Genomic DNA, 26,262 nt, shown 5'->3' on the forward strand with positions numbered 1-26,262 from the left:
GAATTTGGATGGTACTGCTAACAACACGTTTTGGAGCGGGAAACGAGACTCGAACTCGCGACCCCGACCTTGGCAAGGTCGTGCTCTACCAACTGAGCTATTCCCGCAAACTTGTTGCTGTCGTAACGTTAATTTCTCATCGTTACGGGAGGCGCATTATACGAGAAATCATTTTAGCTGCAACCCCCTACAAAGCGAATTTTGCGAAATTAAGTTCAAACGCTGCAATATTCGTCACATTGCACATTTTTACATCGGATCGCATACCGTAGGCCCGGCAAGCCTGTGCCGCCGGGCATGTTGCGCTTACAGCTTAATAAAATGCTCACGGTAATAAGCCAGCTCGGCCACGGACTCGCGGATATCATCCAGCGCCTGGTGCGTGTTTTGCTTCTTCAAGCCGTTGAGCACCTCCGGCTTCCAGCGACGCGCCAGCTCTTTCAGGGTGCTGACATCGAGGTAGCGATAGTGGAAGTAGGCTTCCAGCTCTGGCATATATTTAAACAGAAAGCGACGATCCTGACCGATGCTGTTGCCACAGATAGGGGATGTCCCCGCCGGGACCCACTCCTTCAGGAAAGCAATGGTCGCCAGTTCGGCGGCGCGGTCGTCCTGGGTACTGGCCTTAACCCGCGCCACCAGCCCGCTGCCGGTATGGGTGCGTACGTTCCACTCGTCCATCAGCGCCAGCTGTTCGTCGGACTGATGCACGGCAATCACCGGACCTTCTGCCAGAATATTCAGGTTGGCATCGGTGACCAGGGTTGCGATCTCAATAATGCGATCGCGCTCGGGATCCAGCCCGGTCATCTCAAGATCGATCCAAATCAGGTTGTTTTCATTTGCACTCATGCTATTTTCCACCCATCTCGCACGACTATAATTATCTAAATTAGCATCTATCATAGAGGTTTTGCCCATCAGGGGCGACCAGGAGTCAGTACGATTGAGTAAAAATAAACTCTCCAAAGGCCAGCAGCGCCGTGTGAAAGCAAACCACCAGCGTCGGCTTAAAACGTCTACGGAGAAGCCGGATTACGACGATAACCTGTTTGGCGAAACCGCCGAAGGCATTGTCATTAGCCGTTTTGGTATGCACGCCGACGTTGAAGCCGCCGATGGCCACGTTCACCGCTGCAACATCCGCCGCACGATCCGCTCGCTGGTCACCGGTGACCGGGTGGTCTGGCGTCCAGGCAAGGCCGCTGCTGAAGGGGTTAACGTAAAAGGCATCGTTGAGGCAGTGCATGAGCGCACGTCGGTGCTGACCCGCCCCGATTTTTATGACGGGGTAAAACCCATCGCCGCCAATATCGATCAGATCATCATTGTCTCTGCCATTCTGCCGGAGCTGTCGCCTAACATCATCGACCGCTATCTTGTGGCCTGTGAAACGCTGGACGTGGAACCGCTCATCGTACTCAACAAGATTGACCTGCTGGACGAGGAAAGCAGGGCGTTTGTGGACGAGCAGATGGATGTCTACCGTAAGATTGGCTATCGCGTGCTGATGGTCTCCAGTCACACCCAGGACGGCTTAAAACCGCTGGAAGAGGCGCTGACCGATCGTATCAGCATCTTTGCTGGCCAGTCCGGGGTGGGCAAATCGAGCCTGCTGAACGCCCTGCTGGGATTACAAGAAGAGATCCTGACCAACGATGTCTCTGACAACTCGGGACTCGGCCAGCACACCACTACCGCGGCGCGGCTCTATCACTTCCCGCATGGCGGGGATGTGATCGACTCTCCTGGCGTACGGGAATTTGGTCTCTGGCACCTGGAGCCGGAACAAATCACCCGCGGCTTTGTCGAATTTCACGACTATCTCGGTCACTGTAAATACCGTGACTGCAAGCACGGCAGCGATCCCGGCTGCGCAATTCGGGAAGCCGTTGATAAAGGCGAGATTGCTGAAACCCGGTTTGAAAACTATCACCGTATTCTGGAGAGCATGGCGCAGGTAAAAACGCGTAAAAACTTTTCTGAATCCGACGACTGACAATTAAGCTGAGCATCGCTAAAATCGTCCCCTTTTTTTAAGGGTCCGCTGCTGCGTTGCGGATCAGGAACGACCAAAACACTAGCCTGGAGGCTACCTTGTTAGACTCATTTAAACTTTCGCTTCAATACATTCTGCCTAAACTGTGGCTCACTCGCCTCGCGGGCTGGGGCGCAAGCAAACGCGGGGGATGGCTGACCAAGCTGGTCATCGACCTGTTCGTCAAATACTACAAGGTTAATATGCAGGAGGCGCAAAAGCCGGATACCGCCAGCTATCGCACCTTTAACGACTTTTTTGTGCGCCCGCTGCGCGACGAAGTCCGCCCGCTTAACACCGATCCCAGCGTGCTGGTGATGCCTGCCGACGGCGTAATCAGCCAGCTGGGCCGTATTGAAAACGACAAGCTGCTGCAGGCCAAAGGCCATCATTACAGCCTTGAGGCGCTGCTGGCCGGTAACTATCTGCTGGCAGACAAATTCCGTGACGGTAGCTTCGCGACCACCTATCTGTCGCCGCGTGACTATCACCGCGTCCACATGCCTTGCAACGGCATCCTGCGCGAAATGATCTACGTTCCGGGCGATCTCTTCTCGGTTAACCACCTCACCGCGCGCAACGTACCGAACCTGTTCGCCCGTAACGAGCGCGTTATCTGTGTGTTCGACACCGAATTCGGCCCGATGGCGCAGATTTTGGTTGGCGCGACCATTGTCGGCAGCATCGAAACCGTCTGGGCGGGCACCATCACGCCGCCGCGCGAAGGCATTATCAAACGCTGGACGTGGCCGGAAGGCGAAAGCGAAGGTGCTGTGGCGCTGCTGAAGGGCCAGGAGATGGGTCGCTTTAAGCTCGGCTCAACGGTGATCAACCTCTTCGCACCGGGCAGCGTCGCGCTGGCTGAGCATTTAGAGAGCCTGTCGGTGACGAAAATCGGCGAGCCGCTGGCTTACTCTACCGAGGCCGTTGCTCCGGATGTCACCCCTACCCCGCTGCCGCAGGAAGAGATTGACGCCGAGCACGACGCCAACCCGCTGGTAGACGACAACAAAGACCCGGTCTGATCTAACAAAGATTTAATTTACAAAGGTATAGCAACGTGCGCCTGATTATCGCATTTCTGATGGCCTGGTGCCTCAGCGCGGGGGCGTACGCTGCGACGATCCCCGACGCCAAACAGATCACCCAGGAGCTGGAGCAGGCTAAAGCGGCCGCCGCCTCACCCGAGCAGGCGGAAACCGTGGAGGCGCTCCAGTCCGCGCTGAATGCCCTTGAGGAGCGTAACGGCTCCCTTGAGCGCGCTAAACAGTATCAGCAGGTCATCGACGACTTCCCCAAACTCTCCCAGACGCTGCGTAGCCAGTTCAACAACCTGCGCGACGAGCCTAAAGCCGTTCCGGCAGGCATCACCACCGATGCGTTGAACCAGGAGATCCTCCAGGTCAGCAGCCAGCTGCTGGAAAAAACGCGCCAGGCCCAGCAGGAGCAGGAGCGCGCCCGGGAGATTAACGACTCCTTAAGCCAGCTTCCGCAGCAGCAGACCGACGCCCGCCGTCAGCTAAGCGAAGTCGAGCGCCGCATCGGCACGCAGAGCGGTACCACCGCGCTGGCCCAGGCGCAGACCCTGAGCGCGCAGGCGGCCTCCGCCAGGCTAAAAGCCCAGGTAGATGAGCTGGAGCTTGCCCAGCTGTCGGCAAATAACCGCCAGGAGCTGGCACGGATGCGATCCGAGCTGGCCCAGAAGCAGGCCCAGCAGCTGGATGCCTATCTGCAGGCGCTGCGTAACCAGCTTAACAGCCAGCGTCAGCGCGAGGCCGAGCAGGCCCTGGAGAGCACCGAGCTGCTGGCAGAGAACAGCGCCAACCTGCCTACGGGCATCGTTGACCAGTTCAAAATTAACCGCGAGCTGTCGCAGGCCCTCAACCAGCAGGCCCAGCGGATGGATCTGGTGGCCTCCCAGCAGCGCCAGGCGGCCGGCCAGACGTTGCAGGTACGCCAGGCCCTGAATACGCTGCGCGAGCAGTCCCAGTGGCTGGGGGTTTCCAACATGCTCGGCGATGCGCTGCGTGCTCAGGTGGCCCGACTGCCGGAGATGCCGAAGCCGCAGCAGTTGGATACCGAGATGGCCCAGCTGCGGGTGCACCGCATGCACTATGAGGATCTGCTCAACAAGCAGCCTCAGCTGCGCCAGATCCGCCAGGCTGACGGGCAGCCGCTGACCGCCGAGCAGAGCCGTATCCTGGAGGCGCAGCTGCGTACCCAGCGCGAGCTGCTCACCTCTCTGCTGCAGGGAGGCGACACGCTGATCCTGGAGCTGACCAAGCTGAAGGTCTCCAACAGCCAGCTTGAGGATGCGCTAAAAGAGGTCAACGAAGCCACCCACCGCTATCTCTTCTGGACCGCCGACGTCAGCCCGATGACGCTCAGCTGGCCGATTGAGATTGTGCAGGATCTGCGTCGCCTTATCTCGCTGGATACCGTTAACCAGCTCGGCAAGGCGACGATGATGATGCTGACCAGCAAGGAGACGCTGCTACCGCTGTTTGCCGCGCTGGTGCTGGTGGGCTTCAGCGTCTACTCCCGCAAGCACTTTACCCGCTTCCTGGAGCGGTCCAGCGCCAAGGTCGGTAAAGTGACGCAGGATCACTTCTGGCTCACGCTGCGCACGGTGTTCTGGTCGATCCTCGTGGCCTCCCCGCTGCCGGTGCTGTGGGCGACGCTCGGCTACGGTCTGCGATCCGCCTGGCCCTATCCGCTGGCGGTGGCGATCGGTGATGGCGTTACCGCTACCGTGCCGCTGCTGTGGGTGGTGATGATCTGCGCCACCTTCGCCCGCCCGACCGGCCTGTTTGTCGTGCATTTTGGCTGGCCGCGCAGCCGGGTGGCACGCGGCCTGCGCTCCTACCTGATGAGTATCGGCCTGATCGTGCCGCTGATTATGGCGCTGATCATGTTTGATAATCTCAACGACCGCGAGTTCTCCGGCTCCCTTGGCCGCCTCTGCTTTATGCTGATCTGCGGGGCACTGGCCGTGGTCACGCTGAGCCTGAAACGCGCCGGGATCCCGCTCTACGTCGATAAAACCGGCAGCGGCGACAATATGGTTAACCGCATGCTGTGGAACCTGCTGCTGAGCGCCCCGCTGGCCGCGATGCTGGCGGCGGCCGTAGGTTATCTGGCAACTGCCCAGGCGCTGCTAGCCCGGCTGGAGACCTCGGTGGCGATCTGGTTCCTGCTGCTGGTGGTGTATCACATCATCCGCCGCTGGATGCTGATCCAGCGCCGCCGTCTGGCCTTTGACCGCGCAAGACATCGCCGGGCAGAAATCCTGGCCCAGCGCGCCCGCGGCGAAGAGGAGCAGGCCCACTCGACCAGTACGGAAGGCGCGGTAGAGGTAGACGAAAGCGAGCTAGATCTTGATGCCATCAGCGCCCAGTCGCTGCGGCTGGTACGGTCGATTCTAATGCTGATCGCCCTGCTCTCGGTAATTGTGCTTTGGTCAGAGATCCACTCGGCGTTTGGCTTCCTGGAAAACATCTCCCTGTGGGACGTCACCTCGACGGTACAGGGCGTAGAGAGCCTGGAGCCGATCACCCTCGGTGCGGTGCTGATCGCCATTCTGGTATTTATCATCACCACCCAGCTGGTGCGGCACCTGCCAGCCCTGCTGGAGCTGGCGCTGCTCCAGCATCTCGATCTGACGCCGGGAACGGGCTATGCCATCACCACCATCACCAAATATCTGCTGATGCTGTTCGGTGGCCTGGTGGGCTTCTCTATGATCGGTATTGAGTGGGCTAAATTACAGTGGCTGGTCGCAGCGCTCGGTGTGGGTTTAGGCTTTGGTTTACAGGAGATCTTCGCCAACTTTATCTCTGGCTTGATCATTCTGTTTGAGAAGCCGATCCGCATTGGTGATACCGTGACCATTCGCGATCTCACCGGTAGCGTAACGAAGATTAACACCCGTGCCACCACCATTAGCGACTGGGACCGCAAAGAGATCATCGTGCCGAATAAAGCGTTTATCACCGAGCAGTTTATCAACTGGTCGCTGTCAGATTCGGTGACGCGTGTAGTGCTTACCGTTCCCGCACCCTCCGATGCCAACAGCGAAGAGGTTACCCAGCTGCTCTACACCGCTGCTGAGCGCTGCTCGCTGGTGATCGATAACCCGCCGCCGGAGGTCTTCCTGGTGGATCTGCAGCAGGGTATTCAGCTCTTTGAGTTGCGTATCTACGCCGCTGAGATGGGTCACCGGATGCCGCTGCGCCACGAGATCCATCAGCTGATCCTGCAAGGCTTCCGCGAGCACGGCATCGACCTGCCGTTCCCGCCGTTCCAGATGCGTCTGGAGTCTCTCGACGGCAAACGTGCCGCCAGGACGTTAAGCTCTGCCGGACGCGGCCAACGCCCGTCGGGTAGCCTGTAGTCATCACGTTTAGTCACAACGCCGCAGCTTAACCGCTGCGGCGTTTTTTTTAGCGGGGTGACAAACCACCCACGCGGCTGATGCGCCGCTGGTAGCGCTCATAAAGCCCCAGCGCCAGCAGCGAGAAGAAGATAGGCCCGCCTGCCATCCACAGAGCGCTACTTAAATCCCCTTTCTCAATCACCGGCTCAATGACCGTAAAGATATTGGCAAAGGTCACCAGCAGTACAACCACGCCGGTCATCACCAGCGTCGTGCCGCGAGACTTGAAAATTACAAAGGGTCGATGCAGATCGGTTTTGGCCTTAAAGAAGGGAAACGCCAGCGCCAGGAAGAGGTACGGCAGCGTCATGGAGACGTTCGCCATCAGCGTCACTTTGTTATAAAACGCCGATGCCGTGCCGCCGCCGAACGAGACCAGCAGAATGATCAGGCTCACCAGCAGGCACTGGAGCCACATTGACGTCTCAGGCATGCCGCTCTTATTTAATCGCGTCATCGGCGCGGGCCACATCTCTTTGGGCGTCCCCTGAATAATCGCCTTCAGCGGAGAGTAGATCAGCGTAAAGAACGCTCCGGTATAGGCGAGAAACATCGACAGGCCGGTTATTCTGGCAAACCAGACGCCGGTCAGGCTGGCCGCCTCAGGCGACAGATGCAGCGCGTTGCCCAGCGTTGCGCCCAGGCTCTCCATCAGCACGTAGGTTATGTTGCCAAGGTTGGTCGAATCGGTGCTTAACACCTGCTGCCAGTTGGTGCTGACGCCCCACAGAATAATGGCCAGAGAGTAGCCAATAGAGATCACCACGGCAGCAAAGATGATGCCTTTAGCGAAGTTTTTCTCGGGGTTTTCGGTCTTATCCACCAGGCCGCCTACCGCCTCAATGCCGCCGTAGGCGAACAGGGCAAAGACCATAAACGACAGCATAGAGAGATCGGAGTGGTAGCCCGGATTCGGCGAGGCAGTGAAGTTGATCGCCTCGGCAAAATGTCCGCCGTTGAGCAATAAAATCGCAATACTGGCAAGCAGCAGCACCAGGTTAAGACACATGACGGCAATTCCGCCGACGGCAGTAACTTTGGCGATCTTATTAATGCCCTTGGCCGCCACAAAGGTTACCACCACCATCCAGACAACGGCCAGAACGCCTACCACCTGCGTGGGCTGTAAGCCAGCGACGTGCCAGCGCTGCGTCATATCCGCGCCAAAGATAAAGGTAGAGAAGGGAACCCATACCTTCGCGGCGGTGCTCACCATCCAGATGACATACGATGAAAACCACATAAAGGTGCCGATAAATGCGTAGCGCGGCCCGACGCTGTTCTCCATCCACGAGTAGATCCCGCCCTCTTCCTTGCGGTAGGCAGCGCCCATTTCGGCCATCATTAAGGCAAAGGGAATAAAGAAGAACAGAGCCGCAAAAATATACCAGGGCGTAGCGCTATGACCCATCAGGTAAAACGCACTGGCGCTGTTAGCGAAGCCAAAAACCGACGTAAATATCATGAGAACAAGCCCCATCAGGCTCATCTTTTTAAGAGTGTCGCTCATAGATCTATCCATGTTGTCTGGTGAAAGAGAAAGGGTAAAAAAGTTACCCAAACGAACGGCTGGATAGTAACAAAGCGGGAGGTTTAAATTGTGACTTCAGGAGGGAAAGCAAAATATGAAGCGAGCAATTAGCACAAAAAGTAATATTTTATTTTGCACTATTTCGGCACAACCGTGTAGGCCGGGTAAGCAGAGCGCCACCCGGCGTTGTTATTTACGCTCTGTCGACAGAAAAGGCCAGCACCTCGGCCAGGGTCTCTGTGCCCAGGGCCAGCATTACCAGACGATCGACACCCAGCGCCACGCCGGAGCAGTCTGGCAGGCCCGCTTCTAGCGCGCCCAGCAGGTTATAATCGATAGGCTGCTGCTCCAGGCCCATGGCCGCACGCTTGCGGTTATCCTGCTCAAAGCGCTGCTGCTGTTCACGGGCGTCGGTCAGCTCATGGAAACCGTTCGCCAGCTCCATGCCTTTGAAATAGACCTCAAAACGCTCCGCTACACGATGATCTTCGGTGCTGATCTGCGCCAGTGCCGCCTGGCTTGCGGGGAAATGATAGACAAACGCAGGGCGATCTTTGCCAATGTGCGGCTCAACGCCCATGGTAAAGAGCAGCTGCAGCAGCGTGTCCCGATCCTCTTCCCGGTCGGCAATATTACTTAGATCCAGCTTGGCCGCAGCATCACGCAGCTGCTGCTTGTCGGCTGAGAGCGGATCGATATCCAGATGACGCTGAAACGCCTGCTGATAGGAGAGCGAATCCGCCGCCGGGCAATCCAGCACCTGTTGCAGCAGATCGTCTACCTCGTTCATCAGCCGGTACATATCGTAGTGCGGGCGATACCACTCCAGCATGGTGAACTCAGGGTTATGGTGACGCCCCATCTCTTCATTACGAAAGCTGCGGCACAGCTGGAAAACCGGTCCACAGCCTGCGGCGAGCAGGCGCTTCATGTGGTACTCCGGGCTGGTCATCAGATAGAGATCCAGTCCCTGCGAGTGGCCTGGGCCAACAAAACGGGTTTTAAACGGGAACAGATGAACGTCCGTGACCGTCGCCTGGCTCATGCAGGGTGTCTCCACCTCCAGCACGCCGCGATCGGCAAAGAAACGGCGGATCTCGGCCATTATTGCTGCACGTTTCAGCAGGTTAGGAATAGATGCGCTCGGCCGCCAGGCTGCCGTTTCACTCATGGTGTGTTCTCCGATGTCAGACAAGGGCACGAAGTCTACTCGACGGGGGACCCGGAGACAAATTCTGTGCGGCAAATTTACGCAACCAGAACCCTTTTTCGTGACGGGCCAGAGCAAAAAACGGCTGCAAAGATCGGCAAAAAAATCGAACACGTCAAATTTCCCTCAGATCCCTACGGGTATACTGGCGTACCCATAATGGAGCAGTGGAACTGTTTACAGCCAATCTGGAGGAATGTCGTGCACACTTTTCAAGCCGATCTCGTCGTTATAGGCGCTGGCGGTGCGGGTTTACGCGCTGCTATAGCGGCCGCCCAGGCGGATCCCAATGCGAAAATCGCCCTTGTCTCAAAGGTCTATCCCATGCGCAGCCACACCGTGGCGGCCGAGGGGGGCTCTGCTGCCGTCACGCAGGATCACGACAGCTTTGAGTACCATTTTCACGACACCGTAGCCGGCGGCGACTGGCTGTGCGAGCAGGATGTGGTCGACTATTTTGTCCACCACTGTCCAACGGAGATGACCCAGCTTGAGCTGTGGGGCTGTCCGTGGAGCCGCCGTCCGGACGGCAGCGTCAACGTGCGCCGCTTTGGCGGGATGAAGATCGAGCGCACCTGGTTCGCCGCCGATAAAACCGGCTTCCATATGCTGCACACCCTCTTCCAGACCTCCCTCCAGTTCCCGCAGATCCAGCGCTTCGATGAGCATTTTGTCCTCGATATCCTCGTGGACGACGGGCAGGTTCGCGGCCTGGTCGCCATGAATATGATGGAAGGCACCCTGATGCAGATCCGCGCCAATGCGGTGGTGATGGCCACCGGCGGTGCGGGGCGCGTCTATCGCTATAACACCAACGGCGGCATCGTCACCGGTGACGGCATGGGAATGGCGCTGGCTCACGGTGTACCGCTGCGCGATATGGAGTTTGTACAATATCACCCCACCGGCCTGCCGGGCTCCGGCATTCTGATGACGGAGGGCTGCCGGGGCGAAGGCGGTATTCTGGTTAATAAAGATGGCTACCGTTATCTACAGGACTACGGCATGGGGCCGGAAACGCCGCTGGGCGAGCCAAAGAACAAATATATGGAGCTGGGTCCACGCGACAGAGTCTCCCAGGCCTTCTGGCACGAGTGGCGTAAGGGCAACACGATCGCCACTCCGCGCGGTGACGTGGTCTATCTCGATCTGCGCCACCTTGGCGAAAAGAAAATTCTTGAGCGCCTGCCGTTTATCTGTGAGCTGGCTAAAGCCTATGTCGGCGTCGATCCGGTAAAAGAGCCTATTCCGGTTCGTCCCACTGCCCACTACACCATGGGCGGCATCGAGACCGATAGCCAGTGTGAGACGCGTATTAAAGGGCTGTTTGCCGTGGGCGAGTGCTCCTCGGTCGGCCTGCACGGTGCTAACCGTCTCGGCTCAAACTCGCTGGCGGAGCTGGTGGTGTTCGGTCGGCTTGCAGGGGAGCGCGCTATTGCGCATTCACGAGCCGTGGGTACCGCTGCCGATAATGCCCTCACCGCCCAGGCCGTTGATGTCGAGCAGCGTCTGAAAGCGCTGGTTAACCAGCAGGGCAACGAGAGCTGGGCAACGATCCGCGATGAGATGGGCCTGTCGATGGAAGAAGGCTGCGGCATTTACCGAACGCCGGAGCTGATGCAGAAAACCGTCGACAAGCTGGCAGAGCTGCAGGAGCGCTTTAAGCGCGTGCGCGTAACCGACACCTCCAGCGTCTTTAATACCGAGCTGCTTTACACCATTGAGCTGGGACACGGGCTGAACGTCGCCGAGTGTATGGCGCACTCCGCGCTGGCCCGCAAAGAGTCGCGCGGGGCGCACCAGCGTCTGGACGAAGGCTGCACCGAGCGTGACGACGTCAACTTCCTGAAACACACCCTCGCCTTCCGCGAGGGTGATGGCACAACGCGCCTTGACTACAGCGATGTCAACATCACCACGCTGCCGCCGGCGAAACGCGTCTACGGTGGGGAAGCGGAAGCTGCCGAGAACAAGGAGAAGGCGAATGGCTGAGATGAAAAACATGAACGTTGAGGTGGTGCGCTACAACCCGGAGGTCGACTCCGCTCCGCATAGCGTATTTTATGAGGTGCCCTACGATGAACAGACCTCGCTGCTGGACGCGTTGGGCTACATCAAAGATCACCTCGCGCCCGACCTGAGCTACCGCTGGTCCTGCCGCATGGCCATCTGCGGATCCTGCGGCATGATGGTGAACAACGTGCCGAAGCTGGCCTGTAAAACCTTTCTGCGCGAATACACCAAGGGCATCAAAGTGGCGGCGCTGGGCAACTTCCCCATTGAGCGCGATCTGGTGGTGGATATGACCCACTTTATCGAAAGTCTGGAGGCCATCAAGCCCTACATTATTGGCAATCTCCGCACGCCGGAGCAGGGGCCTAACCGACAGACGCCAGCGCAGATGGCGAAGTACCACCAGTTCTCCGGCTGCATCAACTGCGGGCTGTGCTATGCCGCCTGCCCGCAGTTTGGCCTGAATCCGGAGTTTATCGGTCCGGCGGCGATTACCCTGGCCCACCGCTATAACGAAGACAGCCGCGACCACGGCAAGCGGGATCGCATGGCGCAGTTGAACGGTGAGAACGGCGTCTGGAGCTGTACCTTTGTCGGCTACTGCTCGGAAGTCTGTCCGAAGCATGTCGATCCGGCGGCGGCCATTCAGCAGGGTAAGGTAGAGAGTTCAAAAGACTTTCTGATCGCCACCCTGAAACCACGCTAAGGAGTGCATGATGACAACGAAACGTAAACCCTGGGTGCAGCCGATGCCGTCAGGCTGGTGGAAAAACCTGCCCTTTTACCGCTTCTACATGCTGCGCGAAGGTACCTCCGTGCCCACGGTCTGGTTCAGCATCGTACTGATTTACGGCCTGTTTGCGCTGAAGCATGGCCCGGAGTCATGGGCGGGCTTTGTCGGCTTCTTGCAAAACCCCGTCGTGATTATCCTGAATCTGCTGACGCTTGCCGCCGCGCTGCTGCACACCAAAACCTGGTTTGAGCTGGCCCCGAAAGCCGCCACCCTCATTGTTAAGGGTGAGAAGCTGGGGTCGCAGCCGGTCATCAGGGCGCTGTGGGCCGTCACGGCGCTGGCCAGCGTGGTGATCCTGTTTATTGCACTCTTCTGGTAAGGAGGCCTTATGATTAACCCAAACCCAAAACGCGCTGACGAGCCGGTATTCTGGGGGCTGTTTGGCGCAGGCGGCATGTGGGGCGCAATCGTCGCGCCGGTCATCGTACTGCTGGTTGGCATTCTGCTGCCGCTCGGGCTCTATCCGGGCGAGGCGCTGGGCTACGATCGCGTGCTGGCCTTTGCGCAAAGCCTCATTGGCCGGGCCTTTATCTTTCTAATGATTGTCCTGCCGCTGTGGTGCGGCCTGCACCGCATTCATCATGGCATGCACGATCTTAAAATCCACGTCCCCCACGGTAAATGGGTGTTCTATGGCCTGGCGGCGATCTTAAGCGTTGTCACGCTGATTGGCGTTATTACCCTTTAACAGCTGTAATGCCCGGCGGAACGCTGTCGGGCATCGCATTCTGCAAATATCTTGCGCTGTAAAAATAGATTTTCTTTAGTCAGGTTCTACACTTAGCAAAAAGCCTGTAAGGAAAATACCATGCGTCTGCTACCCATTGTTGCTGCCGTTGCCGCTGCGTTTGTCGTGGTGTCCTGTAGTTCCCCTACTCCGCCCTCTGGCGTGACAGTTGTCGAGCATTTCGATGCCAAACGCTATATCGGTACCTGGTATGAGATCGCCCGCCTCGACCATCGCTTTGAGCGCGGGCTGACTAACGTCACCGCCACTTACACGCTGCGGGACGATGGCGGGCTGAACGTTATCAATAAAGGCTATAACCCGTCGCGGGGAATGTGGCAGTCCACCGACGGCAAGGCCTACTTTACCGGCAGCCCGGATCGCGCCGCGCTGAAGGTCTCCTTCTTCGGTCCCTTCTACGGCGGCTATAACGTGATTGCGTTGGATAAGGACTATCAGCACGCCCTGGTCTGCGGCCCGAACCGTGACTACCTGTGGATCCTGTCGCGCACCCGAACTATCCCTGACAAGGTAAAACAGCAGCTGATGGATACCGCTACTCGCCAGGGATTTGCCGTAGAGAAGTTAATTTGGGTGCCGCAGAACCGCTAGTGGGTGCTGAGCTTCAGGCCAATAATCCCGGCAACGATCAGCGCCAGGCTGACGATCCGCGCCGGGCTGGCTGACTCACCCAGCAGCAGAATACCTGCCGTAGCCGCCCCAACCGCACCGATGCCGGTCCAGATGGCGTAGGCCGTACCAACCGGCAGGGTTTTCATTGCCCATGACAGCATCATAATGCTGACGATCATCGCCGTGACGGTAATAAGGCTGGGGATCAAACGGGTAAAACCATGGGTATATTTCAGGCCGATGGCCCAGACAACTTCAAGCAAACCCGCAATAAACAGAATGAACCAGGACATAACAGGCTCCCGACTGTGGGGCCGTCCCCGGTGAAACATGGCGCTTGTGGGTCGTCCCGCAAGGCTGAGGTGAAGAAAGAATTGTCGCCTGGGGTGCACTGTATTTCAACTTTTTAATAAATCCCCCTGATTTGCCTCTTTAAAGCAAGAAATAGAGGTAGTTAGCAGCGGAGTTCCCGCATTTACCCTTTAGCGCTCCCCCCTATGATAGTGTGCTTTCTGCTAGCAGCAAGCCGTCACCCCTATCCTGACTGCGAATAAAGACATGCTGAAAATTCTTTTGATTGACCGTTGTTATTTCACCCGTTTAGGGCTGGAGATATGGCTCAATCAAGCTGGTTTATTTCCGACTCCCGTTGTCGTTACCGGGCTGAATAATCTGATGCTGGCAAAAGAGCATGCCATGCAGTGGCAGCCCGATCTGGTTATTGCCGATCTCTACGGTTTCGCTGGCGATCTACACCATATTCAACAGCTCTCATCCCTGCTTATGGCATGCAGCGATCGTAGCAAGCTTATTTTATTTCAGTCCGGCCATAACGCCGATATGGAAAATTACTGTCAGCAGTTTCCGATCTCGGCCCGCTTGGCTAAGACCGACTCGCTGGCTATGCTCGCACAGTCGATTGATACTGCTCTACTGGCACGACCAATTTATGCTGAGCCACAGACCGCTGCGCCGCTGCTTACGCGGCAGGAGGAGAAGGTATTATCGCTATGGATGGAAGGAACAACTAATCACTCTATTGCCAGCCGTCTCGGGATTAACGGCAAAACCGTTTATACCTACAAGCGCAATATTCGGATGAAATTAGGGATGTGTAATCGTTTTACACCGTTCCTGTCGCTGCCGGAGGGCGTGAGGTAACGGTACGGCAAGCAGCCGTACCGTCCGGGATTACTGCTGGGCTTTAGTTGCTGCACCAGAGATCGCGCTACCGCCGGTAGAAATATCTTCACCTACGCCACGCGTAGTGTTACAGGCGGTCAATGCTGAAGAAAGCACCAGAACAGAAAAGATCGCTGCAATTGTTTTCTTAACCATAATATCTTCCTTTAAGGCCAAAGTTATTTGTGTATAGCTACTTAAGCATAGACAAAATCCAAAAAAATGGCGGGAGAGGATGATTTTTTAAGAAAATTCGAGCGAGAGTAAGGCAGAGAGGATAGTAGAAAACCCATCGGCGCAGCGGGAGCCACGCCGACAGGCTTAGCGCAAAAATTACTTCACGCGGGAGACGTATTCGCCAGAGCGGGTGTCAACTTTGATCACTTCGCCAATCTGTACGAACAGCGGAACCTTAACCACGGCACCGGTAGAGAGGGTAGCCGGTTTGCCACCGGTCCCTGCAGTATCACCCTTCAGGCCTGGATCGGTTTCAATGATTTCCAGCTCCACGAAGTTCGGCGGGGTCACAGCGATAGGCTGGCCGTTCCACAGGGTCACGATGCACTCAGCCTGATCCAGCAGCCACTTCGCGTTCTCGCCAACCGCTTTCTCATCGGCAGCAAGCTGCTCGAAGGTCTGGTTGTTCATGAAGTGGTAGAACTCACCGTCGTTGTAGAGGTAAGTCAGGTTCATATCTACAACGTCTGCGCCTTCAGCGGAGTCGGTAGATTTGAAGGTTTTCTCAACGCGGGTGCCGGTCAGCAGACGGCGCAGCTTAACGCGGGCGAAAGCCTGGCCTTTACCCGGTTTAACGAATTCACTGGCTTCAACCGCATACGGTTCGCCATCCATCATGATTTTAAGACCAGCACGAAAATCGTTGCTATAGTAAGTCGCCATAAGGCCCTCTGAAATTGATAACTGGTAGCTAAGCCACAAAATGGCGCATATTGTAACCCTAAATACCCCATCCAGAGAAGATTGGTTAGTACAACTTGCCGATGTAATTACCGATCCGGATGAACTACTGCGTCTGTTAAATATAGACGCCGATGAAAATTTGCTCGCAGGGCGGGCGGCGAAACGCCTGTTTGCCCTGCGCGTCCCTCGGGCATTTGTCGCGCGAATGGAGCGGGGAAATCCCCACGATCCGCTGCTAAGACAGGTACTTACCTCGCAGGACGAGTTTGTTGCCGCCCCCGGATTCAGTACCGATCCGCTAGATGAGCAGCACAGCGTTGTCCCCGGACTGCTGCATAAATACCGTAACCGCGCGCTGCTGCTGGTGAAAGGTGGCTGTGCGGTAAACTGCCGCTACTGCTTCCGTCGCCACTTCCCCTATGCCGATAATCAGGGCAACAAGCGCAACTGGCAGGCCGCGCTGGATTATATCTCCGCGCATCCTGAGCTGGATGAGATCATCTTCTCCGGCGGCGATCCGCTGATGGCGAAAGATCATGAGCTGGACTGGCTGCTGACCCAGCTTGAGGCTATCCCGCACGTGAAGCGCCTACGCATTCACAGTCGGTTGCCGATTGTGATCCCAGCGCGCATCACCGACGCGCTGGCGTCACGCTTTGCCCGCTCGTCACTGCAGATCCTACTGGTTAACCACATCAACCACGCTCAGGAGATTGATGCGTCGTTTCGTCAGGCCATGGCGACGCTGCGCACCGCGGGCGTGACGCTGCTTAACCAGAGCGTGCTGCTGCGCGGTGTTAACGACAGTGCCCAGACGCTGGCAGATCTCAGCAACGCGCTGTTTGATGCGGGCGTGATGCCTTACTACCTGCACGTGCTGGATAAGGTTCAGGGCGCGGCGCACTTTATGGTGACGGATGATGAAGCCCGCCAGATTATGCGCGAGCTGTTGACGCTGGTATCAGGCTATATGGTGCCACGACTGGCGCGGGAGATCGGCGGTGAGCCAAGCAAGACGCCGCTGGATCTGCAGCTGCGTCAGAGTTAACTCACTAGTCACGCCCGGTGGCGCTACGCTTACCGGGCCTACAAATTATCCGGCCATCACCCTCAGTTCGGGCACTTATAGACCTGGCCGTTCATTTCGCTGGCGGTTGGGACAAAGCTCGACATAAAGCCTTGGGTAGGGCTGGTCACGCTGTAAAGGACGTTGCCGCCCATCTCAGCGGCGTGGTTACGCAGCGCTACCGCCGCGCCGCGCATGGAGCCCCCCTCTTCGCCGTGCTGGCCTGAGAGCCAGTTGCTCTGCTTGCCCGTTGCGGTGCCGATATACTGACACTCCGCGCCCGGCTTCTCTTCAACAAAGCGAACGCTCTGTCCACCTGCGGTGAGGGCGTTGCCAGAGCTACAGCCCGCCAGCAGCAGTGCCGCACCTACGATCCCTGCAGAAACTTTCATGCGCATTTTATTCCTCGTTCTTATCAGCTGGACACAACCTGTCCGTGTCTAAACCTTATACTAAAAAGATGACCAAAAGAAAAACCCCCGGACATTTCTGCCCGAGGGTTTCTTTTTATTTCTGCGAGGTGCAGAACAACATGATTACATCATGCCGCCCATACCACCCATGCCGCCCATACCACCAGCACCGCCTAAGTCAGGCGCGTCAGCTTTCGGCAGGTCGGTCACCATGCACTCGGTGGTGATCATCAGACCGGCAACGGAGGCCGCGTACTGCAGAGCAGAACGGGTCACTTTAGTCGGATCCAGGATACCCATGTCGATCATGTTGCCGTACTCTTCGGTCGCCGCGTTGTAACCGTAGTTACCGTCACCCGCTTTCACGGTGTTGGCAACAACAGACGGCTCTTCACCGCAGTTCAGCACGATCTGACGCAGCGGTGCTTCCATTGCGCGCAGCGCAACTTTGATACCGACGTTCTGGTCTTCGTTCTGGCCACGCAGCTCGCTCAGTTTGCTTGCTACGCGGATCAGCGCCACGCCACCACCAGCAACCACGCCTTCTTCTACCGCAGCACGGGTTGCGTGCAGGGCATCTTCAACGCGGGCTTTCTTCTCTTTCATTTCAACTTCGGTAGCTGCACCGACTTTGATTACCGCTACGCCACCTGCCAGTTTCGCTACGCGCTCCTGCAGTTTTTCACGGTCGTAATCGGAGGTAACTTCTTCGATCTGCTGACGGATCTGAGAAACACGGCCCTGAATTGCCGCTTCTTCGCCCACGCCATCGATGATGGTGGTGGTGTCTTTGTTAATCACAACGCGTTTTGCCTGACCCAGATCTTCCAGGGTTGCTTTTTCCAGCTCCATACCGATCTCTTCAGAGATTACGGTACCGCCGGTCAGGATAGCGATATCCTGCAGCATGGCTTTACGACGGTCGCCGAAGCCCGGTGCTTTCACCGCAGCCACTTTAACGATACCGCGCATGGTGTTCACTACCAGAGTCGCCAGCGCTTCGCCTTCAACGTCTTCAGCAACGATCAGCAGTGGTTTACCTGCTTTAGCAACGGCTTCCAGCACCGGCAGCATTTCGCGGATGTTGGAGATTTTTTTGTCAGCCAGCAGGATGAACGGGCTTTCCAGTTCGATAGAACCGGTCTCCGGCTTGTTGATGAAGTAAGGGGAGAGGTAGCCACGGTCAAACTGCATACCTTCTACCACGTCCAGCTCGTCCTGCAGACCGGTGCCTTCTTCAACGGTGATCACGCCTTCTTTGCCCACTTTCTCCATCGCCTGCGCGATCAGAGTCCCCACGGTTTCGTCGGAGTTAGCAGAGATGGTGCCTACCTGAGCAATAGCACGGGAGTCAGAGCACGGTACGGAGAGGGTTTTCAGCTCTTCAACGGCGGCGATAACGGCTTTATCGATACCGCGCTTCAGATCCATCGGGTTCATACCCGCAGCAACGGCTTTCAGGCCTTCGGTGATGATGGACTGAGCCAGTACGGTTGCAGTGGTGGTACCGTCGCCCGCAGCGTCGTTCGCTTTGGAAGCTACTTCTTTCACCATCTGCGCGCCCATGTTCTCGAACTTGTCTTCCAGCTCGATTTCACGTGCAACGGAAACACCGTCTTTAGTAATGGTCGGTGCACCGAAAGATTTATCCAGAACGACGTTACGGCCTTTCGGGCCCAGGGTCACTTTCACTGCATCTGCCAGCACGTTTACGCCGCGCAGCATTTTCACACGGGCGTCGTTACCGAATTTTACGTCTTTAGCTGCCATTTTCTTTTTCCCTTAAATTCGTATGGTTCAGTTCGCGCGTGGATTACGCTTCAACAATTGCCAGAATGTCAGATTCGGACATGATCAGTACTTCCTGATCGTCGATTTTCTCTGCTTTCACGCCGTAGCCATCGTTGAAAATAACGATGTCGCCGACTTTCACGTCCAGCGGCTGCACGGATCCGTTTTCGAGGATGCGGCCTTTACCGACAGCGATGATCTCGCCACGAGTAGATTTACCAGCAGCACTACCGGTCAGAACGATGCCGCCAGCTGATTTAGACTCGACTTCTTTACGCTTGACGATGACACGGTCATGTAGTGGACGAATACTCATTGATAGCTCTCCTTTGAGAAAGTCAGTATCGGTTATGGATGACGCCGGTTCCTTTTCGCTTCCCGGCTGGTGACGAGAGAGATGGGGATGGCCTTTTCACCCTTCAAGGGGCCAACGAAAAAAAATTTGTGAAAGTGTTACCATCATCGCTCTTTGGACAGGGGCAGGATAATAATAGATGAGTGGCTTAAAACAGGAGCTGGGACTGGCTCAGGGGGTGGGGCTGTTATCAACCTCACTGTTAGGGACTGGCGTATTTGCCGTGCCTGCACTGGCGGCGCTGGTGGCGGGCAACAATAGTCTGTGGGCGTGGCCGGTGCTGATCGTCCTGGTTTTCCCCATTGCGATTGTCTTCGCCCTGCTCGGGCGACACTTTCCCAGCGCGGGTGGCGTGGCCCATTTTGTCGGCATGGCGTTTGGTCCGCGTCTGGAACGCGTCACGGGCTGGCTGTTTCTGTCGGTGATCCCGGTGGGACTGCCCGCCGCGCTGCACATTGCCGCTGGCTTCTGGCAGGCGCTGTTTGGCTGGCACGGCCCGCTGCTGCTGATGGCGGAGCTGGGCACGCTGCTGCTGGTGTGGGCGGTGGGAACGCGGGGGGCCAGCTCCAGCGCTAACCTGCAAACCCTTGTCGCCGGGCTGATCGTGGCGCTGATCGCCGCCGTGTGGTGGTATGGCGATCTTACGATCGCTGAGATCCCCTTCCCTGCCCCGCAGGACGTCGAGGCGTCGGGCCTGTTTGCTGCCCTGTCGGTGATGTTCTGGTGCTTCGTGGGTCTGGAAGCGTTTGCCCACCTGGCCTCTGAATTCAAGCGTCCGGAGCGGGACTTCCCCCGCGCGCTGATGATTGGTCTGCTGCTGGCTGGCTTCGTCTACTGGGCCTGCACGGTGATTGTGCTGCACTTTGACGCATATAGCGCCGATCGTGCTGCTGCGGCCTCGCTGCCGGGGATCGTGGTGCAGCTGTTTGGTGAGAAGGCGCTGTGGATCGCCTGTGTGATTGGCTATCTGGCCTGCTTCGCCAGCCTTAATATCTACATTCAGAGCTTCGCCCGTCTGGTCTGGTCTCAGGCGATGTACAACCCACAGGGACGCCTGGCACAGCTCTCAAAACGCCAGATTCCGTTTAATGCCCTGAATGCGGTACTCATCTGCTGCGTTATCAGCACGCTGGTCATCTATGTGCTGAAGATTAACCTCGACGCGCTGATTATCTACGCCAACGGCATTTTCATTATCATCTATATGCTGTGCATGATGGCGGGATGTCGTTTGCTGAAGGGGCGCTATCGGGCGCTGGCAGCGGTGGGTGGCCTGCTCTGTCTGCTGCTGCTGGCAATGGTGGGCTGGAAGAGCCTCTACGCCATCATTATGCTGGCGGCGCTGTGGTGGTTTTTACCCAAGCGCGCCATCGTGCATTAAATAACGCCGGGTGGCGCTGCGCTTACCCGGCCAACGGTTATTTATCGTCTTTATGATCGATACGGTCGCGATACTCGTCCTTGCGCTGGTACTCGCCATCAAAGGTCTGACCGCCCTCGTTACCAGCGCTGAACCCGCCGCCCGGCATCCGGGAGAAACGCAGATGCGGCAGCAGGCGCAGGGTCAGCAGCTTCTGCACCGGCGGTAATAGCAGCAGCAGGCCGAGCAGATCGGTAAAGAAACCCGGCAGCAGCAGCAGCAGCCCGGCAATCATCAGCGACACGCTCTTAATCATCTCCGCAGCGGGACTCTCCCCGGCGGCCATCTTCTGCTGCATCAGCAAAATATTTTTAAAGCCCTGGTTACGCACCAGCGACATACCGATGACGGAGGTAAAGATCACCAGCACCAGCGTGAGCAGGACGCCAAAGACATGGGCGACCTGAATAAAAATCGAGATTTCGATGTAAACGTATAAAAATATTGCAATTAGCGGTATCCAGCGCACTGGCGTCTCCTGTAGGTTTGCGGCGTGCTTCTTATTGAGATGGTGCTTAATAAGCATAATTCAATAGGATTGCACGCCAGGTTGGCTGAAAATCTCTGGCCGGTGATGCATTTCACAAATTATTAAAACTGATGCAACGACTAAGATAATAAGTGATCCAGATTACGGCATTTCGCTATCATCAGCATATGATCCCGGGTACGTGGCCGATTAAGGAAATAATCGTCGGTCAGCAAACACACAAAACCCCAGATGTACTGTGTGTTTAGTACATTCATTCGCAGCTTGAAAAAGAAGGTTCACATGTTAAACAGCATTCGTATCGAAGAAGATTTGTTGGGCACAAGGGAAGTACCAGCGGACGCTTACTACGGCATCCACACTCTGAGAGCGATTGAGAATTTCTACATCAGCAACAACAAAATCAGCGACATCCCTGAATTTGTACGTGGCATGGTGATGGTTAAGAAAGCCGCAGCGCTGGCGAACAAAGAGCTGCACACCATTCCCAAAAGCGTGGCAAATGCCATCGTCGCCGCATGTGATGAAGTCCTGAATAACGGTAAATGCATGGATCAGTTCCCGGTCGACGTCTATCAGGGCGGCGCGGGTACCTCCGTGAATATGAACACCAATGAAGTGCTGGCAAACATCGGCCTTGAGCTGATGGGCCACCAGAAAGGCGACTACCAGTACCTGAACCCGAACGATCACGTCAACAAGTGCCAGTCTACCAACGACGCCTACCCGACCGGTTTCCGCATTGCGGTTTACGCCTCTATCGTTAAGCTGGTGGATGCCATTAACCAGCTCGGAGAAGGGTTCCAGAACAAGGCCGTTGAGTTCAAAGACATTCTGAAAATGGGCCGCACCCAGCTGCAGGATGCGGTGCCAATGACGCTGGGCCAGGAGTTCCACGCCTTTAATGTTCTGCTCAACGAAGAGACGCGCAACCTGCTGCGCACCGCCGAACTGCTGCTGGAGGTTAACCTCGGCGCGACGGCGATCGGCACGCGTCTGAATACCCCGGACGGCTATCAGCAGCTGGCGGTGCAGAAGCTGGCGGAAGTCAGCAACCTGCCGGTGGTGGCGGCGGAAGATCTGATCGAAGCGACCTCCGACTGCGGCGCATACGTTATGGTTCACAGTTCGCTGAAGCGCCTGGCGGTCAAGCTCTCTAAAATCTGTAACGACCTGCGCCTGCTCTCCTCCGGGCCACGCGCTGGCCTGAATGAGATCAACCTGCCCGAGCTGCAGGCTGGCTCCTCTATCATGCCTGCGAAGGTCAACCCGGTCGTGCCAGAGGTGGTGAACCAGGTCTGCTTTAAGGTTATCGGTAACGACATCACGGTCACGATGGCCTCTGAAGCGGGCCAGCTGCAGCTCAACGTGATGGAGCCGGTCATCGGCCAGGCGATGTTTGAGTCAATCCACATTCTGACCAACGCCTGCTACAACCTGCTGGAGAAATGCATCAACGGCATCACCGCCAACAAAGCGGTATGCGAGAGCTACGTCTATAACTCAATCGGCATCGTGACCTACCTTAACCCGTTTATTGGTCACCACAACGGCGATATTGTTGGTAAAATCTGTGCCGAAACGGGCAAGAGCGTGCGTGAGGTCGTGCTTGAACGCGGCCTGCTGACCGAGGCGGAGCTGGATGATATCTTCTCGGCGCAAAACCTGATGCACCCGGCTTATAAAGCAAAACGGTATACGGATGAGAACGAACAGTAACCGTTCAACCGGGTAAGACCTCAAAGGCACGTCAGCAATGACGTGCCTTTTTGTTTATGGATGCTACTAAAATTCAACAAATCAATATCAACTTGTAAACACATCAAGGAAGCCAACTATGTTTGCTGCGGAACTTGTGATTGTCCTGCTGGCGATTTACTTAGGTGCCAGACTCGGCGGGATCGGTATCGGCTTTGCCGGTGGGCTTGGCGTACTCGTCCTGACGCTTTTTTTCCAGATTAAGCCCGGTGCGATCCCTTTTGACGTTATTGAGATCATCATGGCAGTGATCGCTGCGATTGCCGCGATGCAGGTGGCCGGGGGGATGGACTACCTGGTTAGCCTGGCGGAGCGCCTGCTGCGCCGTCACCCCAAGTACATCACCTTTCTCGCCCCGCTGGTGACCTGGTTTATGACCATCCTCGCCGGTACCGGGCACACCGCGTTCTCTACGCTACCGGTGATCACCGAGGTAGCAAAAGAGCAGGGCATCCGCCCCTCTCGCCCGCTCTCTATCGCCGTGGTGGCCTCGCAGATCGCCATCACCGCCTCGCCCATTTCAGCGGCGGTGGTATTTTTCGCCGGGATCCTTGAACCGCTGGGCGTCAGCTACCTGACGCTGCTGGCGATCTGTATTCCGGTCACCCTGATCGCCATCATGCTTACTGCTGTGGTGTGTAACTTCCTCGGCGCAGAGCTAAAAGACGATCCGGTCTATCAGGAACGGCTTGCTAAAGGCGAAGTGAAGCTGCGCGGCAATCAGGTTTTTCAGCTTAAGCCTCACGCCAAACGCTCGGTGATGCTGTTTCTGATCGGCATTGCCGCGGTAATGGTTTACGCCACCATTATCAGCCCAACGGTGGGACTGATTACTGACCCGGTGCTGCCGCGCAACGAGGCGATTGTGGTCTTTATGCTCACCATCGCCACGCTGATCTGCCTGAGCTGCAAGGTGGACACCAGTGAGATACTTAACGCCGGCACCTTTAAGTCCGGGATGAGCGCCTGTATCTGCGTGCTGGGCGTGGCCTGGCTCGGGGATACCTTTGTGAAGACCCACATTGCGGATATTCAGAGCGTGGCGGGCGGCCTGCTGCACAGCTATCCATGGCTGCTGGCGGTGGTACTCTTTTTTGCCGCCACCCTGCTCTACTCGCAGGCGGCAACTACCAAAGCACTGATGCCCGCCGCGCTGCTACTCGGCGTCACCCCCCTGACCGCCATCGCCTCGTTCGCTGCCGTATCGGCCCTGTTCGTGCTGCCCACCTACCCGACGCTGCTGGCGGCGGTAGAGATGGACGATACCGGCTCGACCCGCATCGGCAAGTATGTCTTTAACCACGCTTTTCTGATCCCCGGCGTGATTGCCATCGCCCTGTGCGTCATTCTGGGCTTCGTTATTGGCGGGATTGTTCTGTAGCAGGCATGATGGTGTAAATGTCGTTAAAATCGGGCTGCCTGGCGGCCCGGTTGATTAATCCCCCGCCAGCGGCATGCTATAGTGGCTTTTTTCGTCTGATACGAGATTGCCGATGAACACGCCTGATGCCGTCGTTGTGCTCTGTACTGCCCCGGATGAAGCCACCGCCCAGGACCTGGCGGCGAAAGTGCTGGCCGATAAACTCGCCGCCTGCGTGACGATTTTGCCCGGTGCCACCTCGCTCTACTACTGGGAAGGCAAGCTGGAGCAGGAGTATGAAGTCCAGATGCTGCTGAAAAGCACCCCTGCGCATCAGGAGGCGCTGCTTGCCTGCCTGAAATCACACCATCCATATCAGACCCCCGAACTATTAGTGCTGCCCGTCGCACATGGAGACAATGATTACCTCTCATGGCTCAACGCATCCTTACGTTAATCCTGCTGTTTTGCAGTACGTCCACTTTTGCCGGGTTGTTTGACGCGCCCGGCGCCGGGAAATTTGTTCCTGCTGATAGCGCGTTTACCTTCGACTTTCAGCAAAATGAGCACGACCTGACGCTCAACTGGCAGATCAAAGAGGGCTACTACCTCTATCGCCAGCAGATCAGCGTCACGCCCGTGCAGGCGGACATCGCCCCGCTCCAGCTCCCGAAAGGCGAAAGCCACAAAGATGAATTCTTTGGCACCAGCGAAATTTACCGCCAGCGGCTCAGCCTGCCGGTGACGGTGCGCTCAGCCAACCAAGCGGCGACGCTGACCGTGACCTACCAGGGCTGCGCGGCGGCGGGCTTCTGTTATCCGCCGGAGACCAAAGTCATACCGTTGAGTGAGGTGCAGCCGCTGGCGCAAAGCCTGCCGGATCAACCCGCCCCTGCATCAGCCGCGCCCACGCTGCCCTTCTCGGCGCTGTGGGCACTGCTGATCGGGATTGGCATCGCCTTTACCCCCTGTGTGCTGCCGATGTACCCGCTCATCTCCGGCATTGTGCTGGGGGGCAAATCGCGCCTCTCTACCGGACGCGCGCTGCTGTTGACCGTGCTCTACGTGCAGGGCATGGCCCTCACCTACACCGCGCTGGGCCTCGTCGTGGCCGCCGCCGGGCTACAGTTTCAGGCGGCGCTCCAGCATCCCTATGTATTAGTCGGCCTGTCGGTAATTTTCACCCTGCTGGCGCTGTCGATGTTTGGTCTGTTCACCCTCCAGCTGCCGTCATCTGTTCAGACGCGCCTGAGCCTAATGAGCAACCGCCAGCAGGGCGGATCACCGGGCGGCGTCTTTGCGATGGGGGCCATCGCCGGGCTGATCTGCTCTCCCTGCACCACCGCGCCGCTCAGCGCCATCCTGCTCTATATTGCCCAGAGCGGTAACCTGTGGCTCGGCGGTGGTACGCTCTATCTTTACGCGCTCGGCATGGGTATACCGCTGATCCTGGTTACCCTGTTCGGCAACCGTCTGCTGCCAAAAAGCGGCCCATGGATGGAGCAGGTCAAAATCGCCTTTGGCTTTGCCATCCTCGCCCTGCCGGTCTTTTTATTGGAGCGCATACTGGGTGAGACGTGGGGCCTGCGCCTCTGGTCGCTGCTCGGCGTGGCGTTTTTCGGCTGGGCATTTATCACCTGTTTGACGGGTACCCGGCGCGGAATACGTGTGCTACAGATCGTCCTGCTGGGCGCGGCGCTGGTCAGCGCGAAGCCGCTGCAGGACTGGGCGTTTGGCGTCAGCGCCTCTGCCCCGCAGGCGCACCTGAACTTTACCCGCATCGCCAGCGTGGATGAGCTAAACCAGGCCCTGGCGCAGGCCAGGGGGAAACCGGTAATGCTCGATCTCTATGCTGACTGGTGCGTGGCCTGTAAAGAGTTTGAGAAGTACACCTTCAGCGATCCGCAGGTACAGGCGGCGCTGAAGGAGACGGTACTGTTGCAGGCGGACGTAACCGCCAACAGCGCCGAGGATGCCGCCCTGCTTCGCCATCTTGGCGTGCCGGGCCTGCCGACAATTCTGTTCTTTGACGCCCAGGGCAACGCGCAGCCTGCGCAACGGGTGGCAGGATTTATGGACGCGGAAGCATTTAGTAGACATTTGCGCAATCGCCAGCCATAAACTAC

25 protein-coding genes and 1 tRNA gene are annotated in these 26,262 nt (G+C 57.2%); 15 read left to right on the forward strand and 11 right to left on the reverse strand.

Annotated features, from left to right (window positions below; all coding sequences use genetic code 11):
- Positions 1-31: 31 nt before the first annotated feature.
- Together FN633_RS15300 and orn are read right to left on the reverse strand one after the other, a co-directional pair.
- A tRNA-Gly gene (locus FN633_RS15300) sits at positions 32-107 on the reverse strand.
- 199 nt (positions 108-306) lie between these two features.
- Positions 307-852: an oligoribonuclease gene (orn, locus tag FN633_RS15305; protein WP_154058294.1), complete on the reverse strand. Its 546-nt coding sequence runs from the start codon at positions 850-852 to the stop codon at positions 307-309.
- Between the two features lie 94 nt (positions 853-946).
- Between orn and rsgA the strand changes: the two genes are divergently transcribed.
- The 3 genes from rsgA (at position 947) to mscM (ending at position 6,431) form a co-directional block, all read left to right on the forward strand.
- Positions 947-1,999, forward strand: coding sequence for a small ribosomal subunit biogenesis GTPase RsgA (rsgA, locus tag FN633_RS15310; protein ID WP_154058295.1), 1,053 nt, complete (start codon positions 947-949; stop codon positions 1,997-1,999).
- Between the two features lie 98 nt (positions 2,000-2,097).
- Positions 2,098-3,063, forward strand: a complete 966-nt coding sequence (asd, locus tag FN633_RS15315) for an archaetidylserine decarboxylase (RefSeq protein WP_042388671.1) — start codon at positions 2,098-2,100, stop codon at positions 3,061-3,063.
- Positions 3,064-3,098: 35 nt separating this feature from the next.
- Positions 3,099-6,431, forward strand: a complete 3,333-nt coding sequence (gene mscM, locus FN633_RS15320; protein ID WP_154058296.1) for a miniconductance mechanosensitive channel MscM — start codon at positions 3,099-3,101, stop codon at positions 6,429-6,431.
- Positions 6,432-6,480: 49 nt separating this feature from the next.
- On the opposite strand, the gene yjeM is transcribed toward mscM, so the two are convergent.
- The gene (gene yjeM / locus FN633_RS15325) at positions 6,481-7,983 is read right to left on the reverse strand and encodes a glutamate/gamma-aminobutyrate family transporter YjeM (RefSeq protein ID WP_154058297.1); all 1,503 of its coding nucleotides are present in this window, start codon (positions 7,981-7,983) and stop codon (positions 6,481-6,483) included.
- 214 nt (positions 7,984-8,197) lie between these two features.
- Entirely contained in the window at positions 8,198-9,175 is a 978-nt protein-coding gene (gene epmA / locus FN633_RS15330) for an elongation factor P--(R)-beta-lysine ligase (protein WP_154058298.1), read from the reverse strand.
- Between the two features lie 240 nt (positions 9,176-9,415).
- On the opposite strand from epmA, the gene frdA reads away from it, so the two are divergent.
- The 5 genes from frdA (at position 9,416) to blc (ending at position 13,359) form a co-directional block, all read left to right on the forward strand.
- Positions 9,416-11,206, forward strand: coding sequence for a fumarate reductase (quinol) flavoprotein subunit (frdA, locus tag FN633_RS15335; RefSeq protein WP_154058299.1), 1,791 nt, complete (start codon positions 9,416-9,418; stop codon positions 11,204-11,206).
- Complete coding sequence (locus tag FN633_RS15340) at positions 11,199-11,933, forward strand: succinate dehydrogenase/fumarate reductase iron-sulfur subunit (RefSeq protein ID WP_154058300.1); 735 nt, start codon at positions 11,199-11,201, stop codon at positions 11,931-11,933. The genes frdA and FN633_RS15340 overlap by 8 nt, the downstream gene beginning before the upstream one ends.
- A 10-nt stretch (positions 11,934-11,943) precedes the next feature.
- Entirely contained in the window at positions 11,944-12,339 is a 396-nt protein-coding gene (frdC, locus tag FN633_RS15345; RefSeq protein ID WP_154058301.1) for a fumarate reductase subunit FrdC, read from the forward strand.
- A gap of 9 nt (positions 12,340-12,348) precedes the next feature.
- On the forward strand, positions 12,349-12,708 hold the full coding sequence (gene frdD, locus FN633_RS15350; RefSeq protein ID WP_154058302.1) for a fumarate reductase subunit FrdD: 360 nt from the start codon (positions 12,349-12,351) through the stop codon (positions 12,706-12,708).
- 120 nt (positions 12,709-12,828) lie between these two features.
- Complete coding sequence (gene blc, locus FN633_RS15355) at positions 12,829-13,359, forward strand: outer membrane lipoprotein Blc (RefSeq protein ID WP_154058303.1); 531 nt, start codon at positions 12,829-12,831, stop codon at positions 13,357-13,359.
- Here the strand turns inward: blc and sugE are convergent.
- On the reverse strand, positions 13,356-13,673 hold the full coding sequence (gene sugE, locus FN633_RS15360; RefSeq protein ID WP_154058304.1) for a quaternary ammonium compound efflux SMR transporter SugE: 318 nt from the start codon (positions 13,671-13,673) through the stop codon (positions 13,356-13,358). The genes blc and sugE overlap by 4 nt on opposite strands.
- Positions 13,674-13,938: 265 nt before the next feature.
- Here sugE and FN633_RS15365 point away from each other — a divergent pair, with 265 nt between their 5' ends.
- Entirely contained in the window at positions 13,939-14,541 is a 603-nt protein-coding gene (locus tag FN633_RS15365; RefSeq protein WP_154058305.1) for a response regulator transcription factor, read from the forward strand.
- Between the two features lie 30 nt (positions 14,542-14,571).
- Here the strand turns inward: FN633_RS15365 and ecnB are convergent, their stop codons facing one another.
- The gene (gene ecnB, locus FN633_RS15370; RefSeq protein WP_042388694.1) at positions 14,572-14,718 is read right to left on the reverse strand and encodes a lipoprotein toxin entericidin B; all 147 of its coding nucleotides are present in this window, start codon (positions 14,716-14,718) and stop codon (positions 14,572-14,574) included.
- 177 nt (positions 14,719-14,895) lie between these two features.
- Entirely contained in the window at positions 14,896-15,462 is a 567-nt protein-coding gene (gene efp, locus FN633_RS15375) for an elongation factor P (protein WP_042388697.1), read from the reverse strand.
- Between the two features lie 40 nt (positions 15,463-15,502).
- Between efp and epmB the strand changes: the two genes are divergently transcribed.
- Positions 15,503-16,531, forward strand: a complete 1,029-nt coding sequence (gene epmB / locus FN633_RS15380) for an EF-P beta-lysylation protein EpmB (RefSeq protein WP_154058306.1) — start codon at positions 15,503-15,505, stop codon at positions 16,529-16,531.
- 62 nt (positions 16,532-16,593) lie between these two features.
- Here epmB and FN633_RS15385 read toward each other — a convergent pair whose 3' ends face one another.
- The 3 genes from FN633_RS15385 to FN633_RS15400 all read right to left on the reverse strand — a co-directional run bounded on the left by FN633_RS15385 (position 16,594) and on the right by FN633_RS15400 (position 19,069).
- Positions 16,594-16,947 carry a DUF4156 domain-containing protein gene (locus tag FN633_RS15385; protein WP_154058307.1) on the reverse strand — a complete coding sequence of 118 codons (354 nt, stop codon included), beginning with the start codon at positions 16,945-16,947 and terminating at the stop codon, positions 16,594-16,596.
- Between the two features lie 138 nt (positions 16,948-17,085).
- The gene (gene groL / locus FN633_RS15395; RefSeq protein WP_042388705.1) at positions 17,086-18,732 is read right to left on the reverse strand and encodes a chaperonin GroEL; all 1,647 of its coding nucleotides are present in this window, start codon (positions 18,730-18,732) and stop codon (positions 17,086-17,088) included.
- Positions 18,733-18,775: 43 nt separating this feature from the next.
- On the reverse strand, positions 18,776-19,069 hold the full coding sequence (locus FN633_RS15400) for a co-chaperone GroES (RefSeq protein ID WP_042388708.1): 294 nt from the start codon (positions 19,067-19,069) through the stop codon (positions 18,776-18,778).
- 178 nt (positions 19,070-19,247) lie between these two features.
- On the opposite strand from FN633_RS15400, the gene yjeH reads away from it, so the two are divergent.
- Complete coding sequence (yjeH, locus tag FN633_RS15405; RefSeq protein WP_154058309.1) at positions 19,248-20,489, forward strand: L-methionine/branched-chain amino acid transporter; 1,242 nt, start codon at positions 19,248-19,250, stop codon at positions 20,487-20,489.
- A 37-nt stretch (positions 20,490-20,526) separates the two neighbouring features.
- Here the strand turns inward: yjeH and FN633_RS15410 are convergent, their stop codons facing one another.
- A complete protein-coding gene (locus FN633_RS15410) occupies positions 20,527-20,997 on the reverse strand; it encodes an FxsA family protein (protein WP_154058310.1) in 471 nt (156 codons plus the stop codon).
- Between the two features lie 303 nt (positions 20,998-21,300).
- On the opposite strand from FN633_RS15410, the gene aspA reads away from it, so the two are divergent.
- The 4 genes from aspA to FN633_RS15430 all read left to right on the forward strand — a co-directional run bounded on the left by aspA (position 21,301) and on the right by FN633_RS15430 (position 26,257).
- Positions 21,301-22,737 (forward strand): aspartate ammonia-lyase, encoded by a 1,437-nt coding sequence (gene aspA, locus FN633_RS15415; protein ID WP_042388716.1) that lies wholly within the window; start codon positions 21,301-21,303, stop codon positions 22,735-22,737.
- 118 nt (positions 22,738-22,855) lie between these two features.
- Entirely contained in the window at positions 22,856-24,157 is a 1,302-nt protein-coding gene (locus FN633_RS15420) for an anaerobic C4-dicarboxylate transporter (protein ID WP_154058311.1), read from the forward strand.
- A gap of 112 nt (positions 24,158-24,269) precedes the next feature.
- On the forward strand, positions 24,270-24,593 hold the full coding sequence (gene cutA, locus FN633_RS15425; RefSeq protein ID WP_154058312.1) for a divalent cation tolerance protein CutA: 324 nt from the start codon (positions 24,270-24,272) through the stop codon (positions 24,591-24,593).
- Entirely contained in the window at positions 24,569-26,257 is a 1,689-nt protein-coding gene (locus tag FN633_RS15430; protein WP_154058313.1) for a protein-disulfide reductase DsbD, read from the forward strand. The genes cutA and FN633_RS15430 overlap by 25 nt, the downstream gene beginning before the upstream one ends.
- The last annotated feature ends 5 nt before the right edge of the window (positions 26,258-26,262 follow it).

This window comes from Pseudescherichia vulneris, assembly GCF_902164725.1.
GTDB lineage: Bacteria > Pseudomonadota > Gammaproteobacteria > Enterobacterales > Enterobacteriaceae > Pseudescherichia > Pseudescherichia vulneris.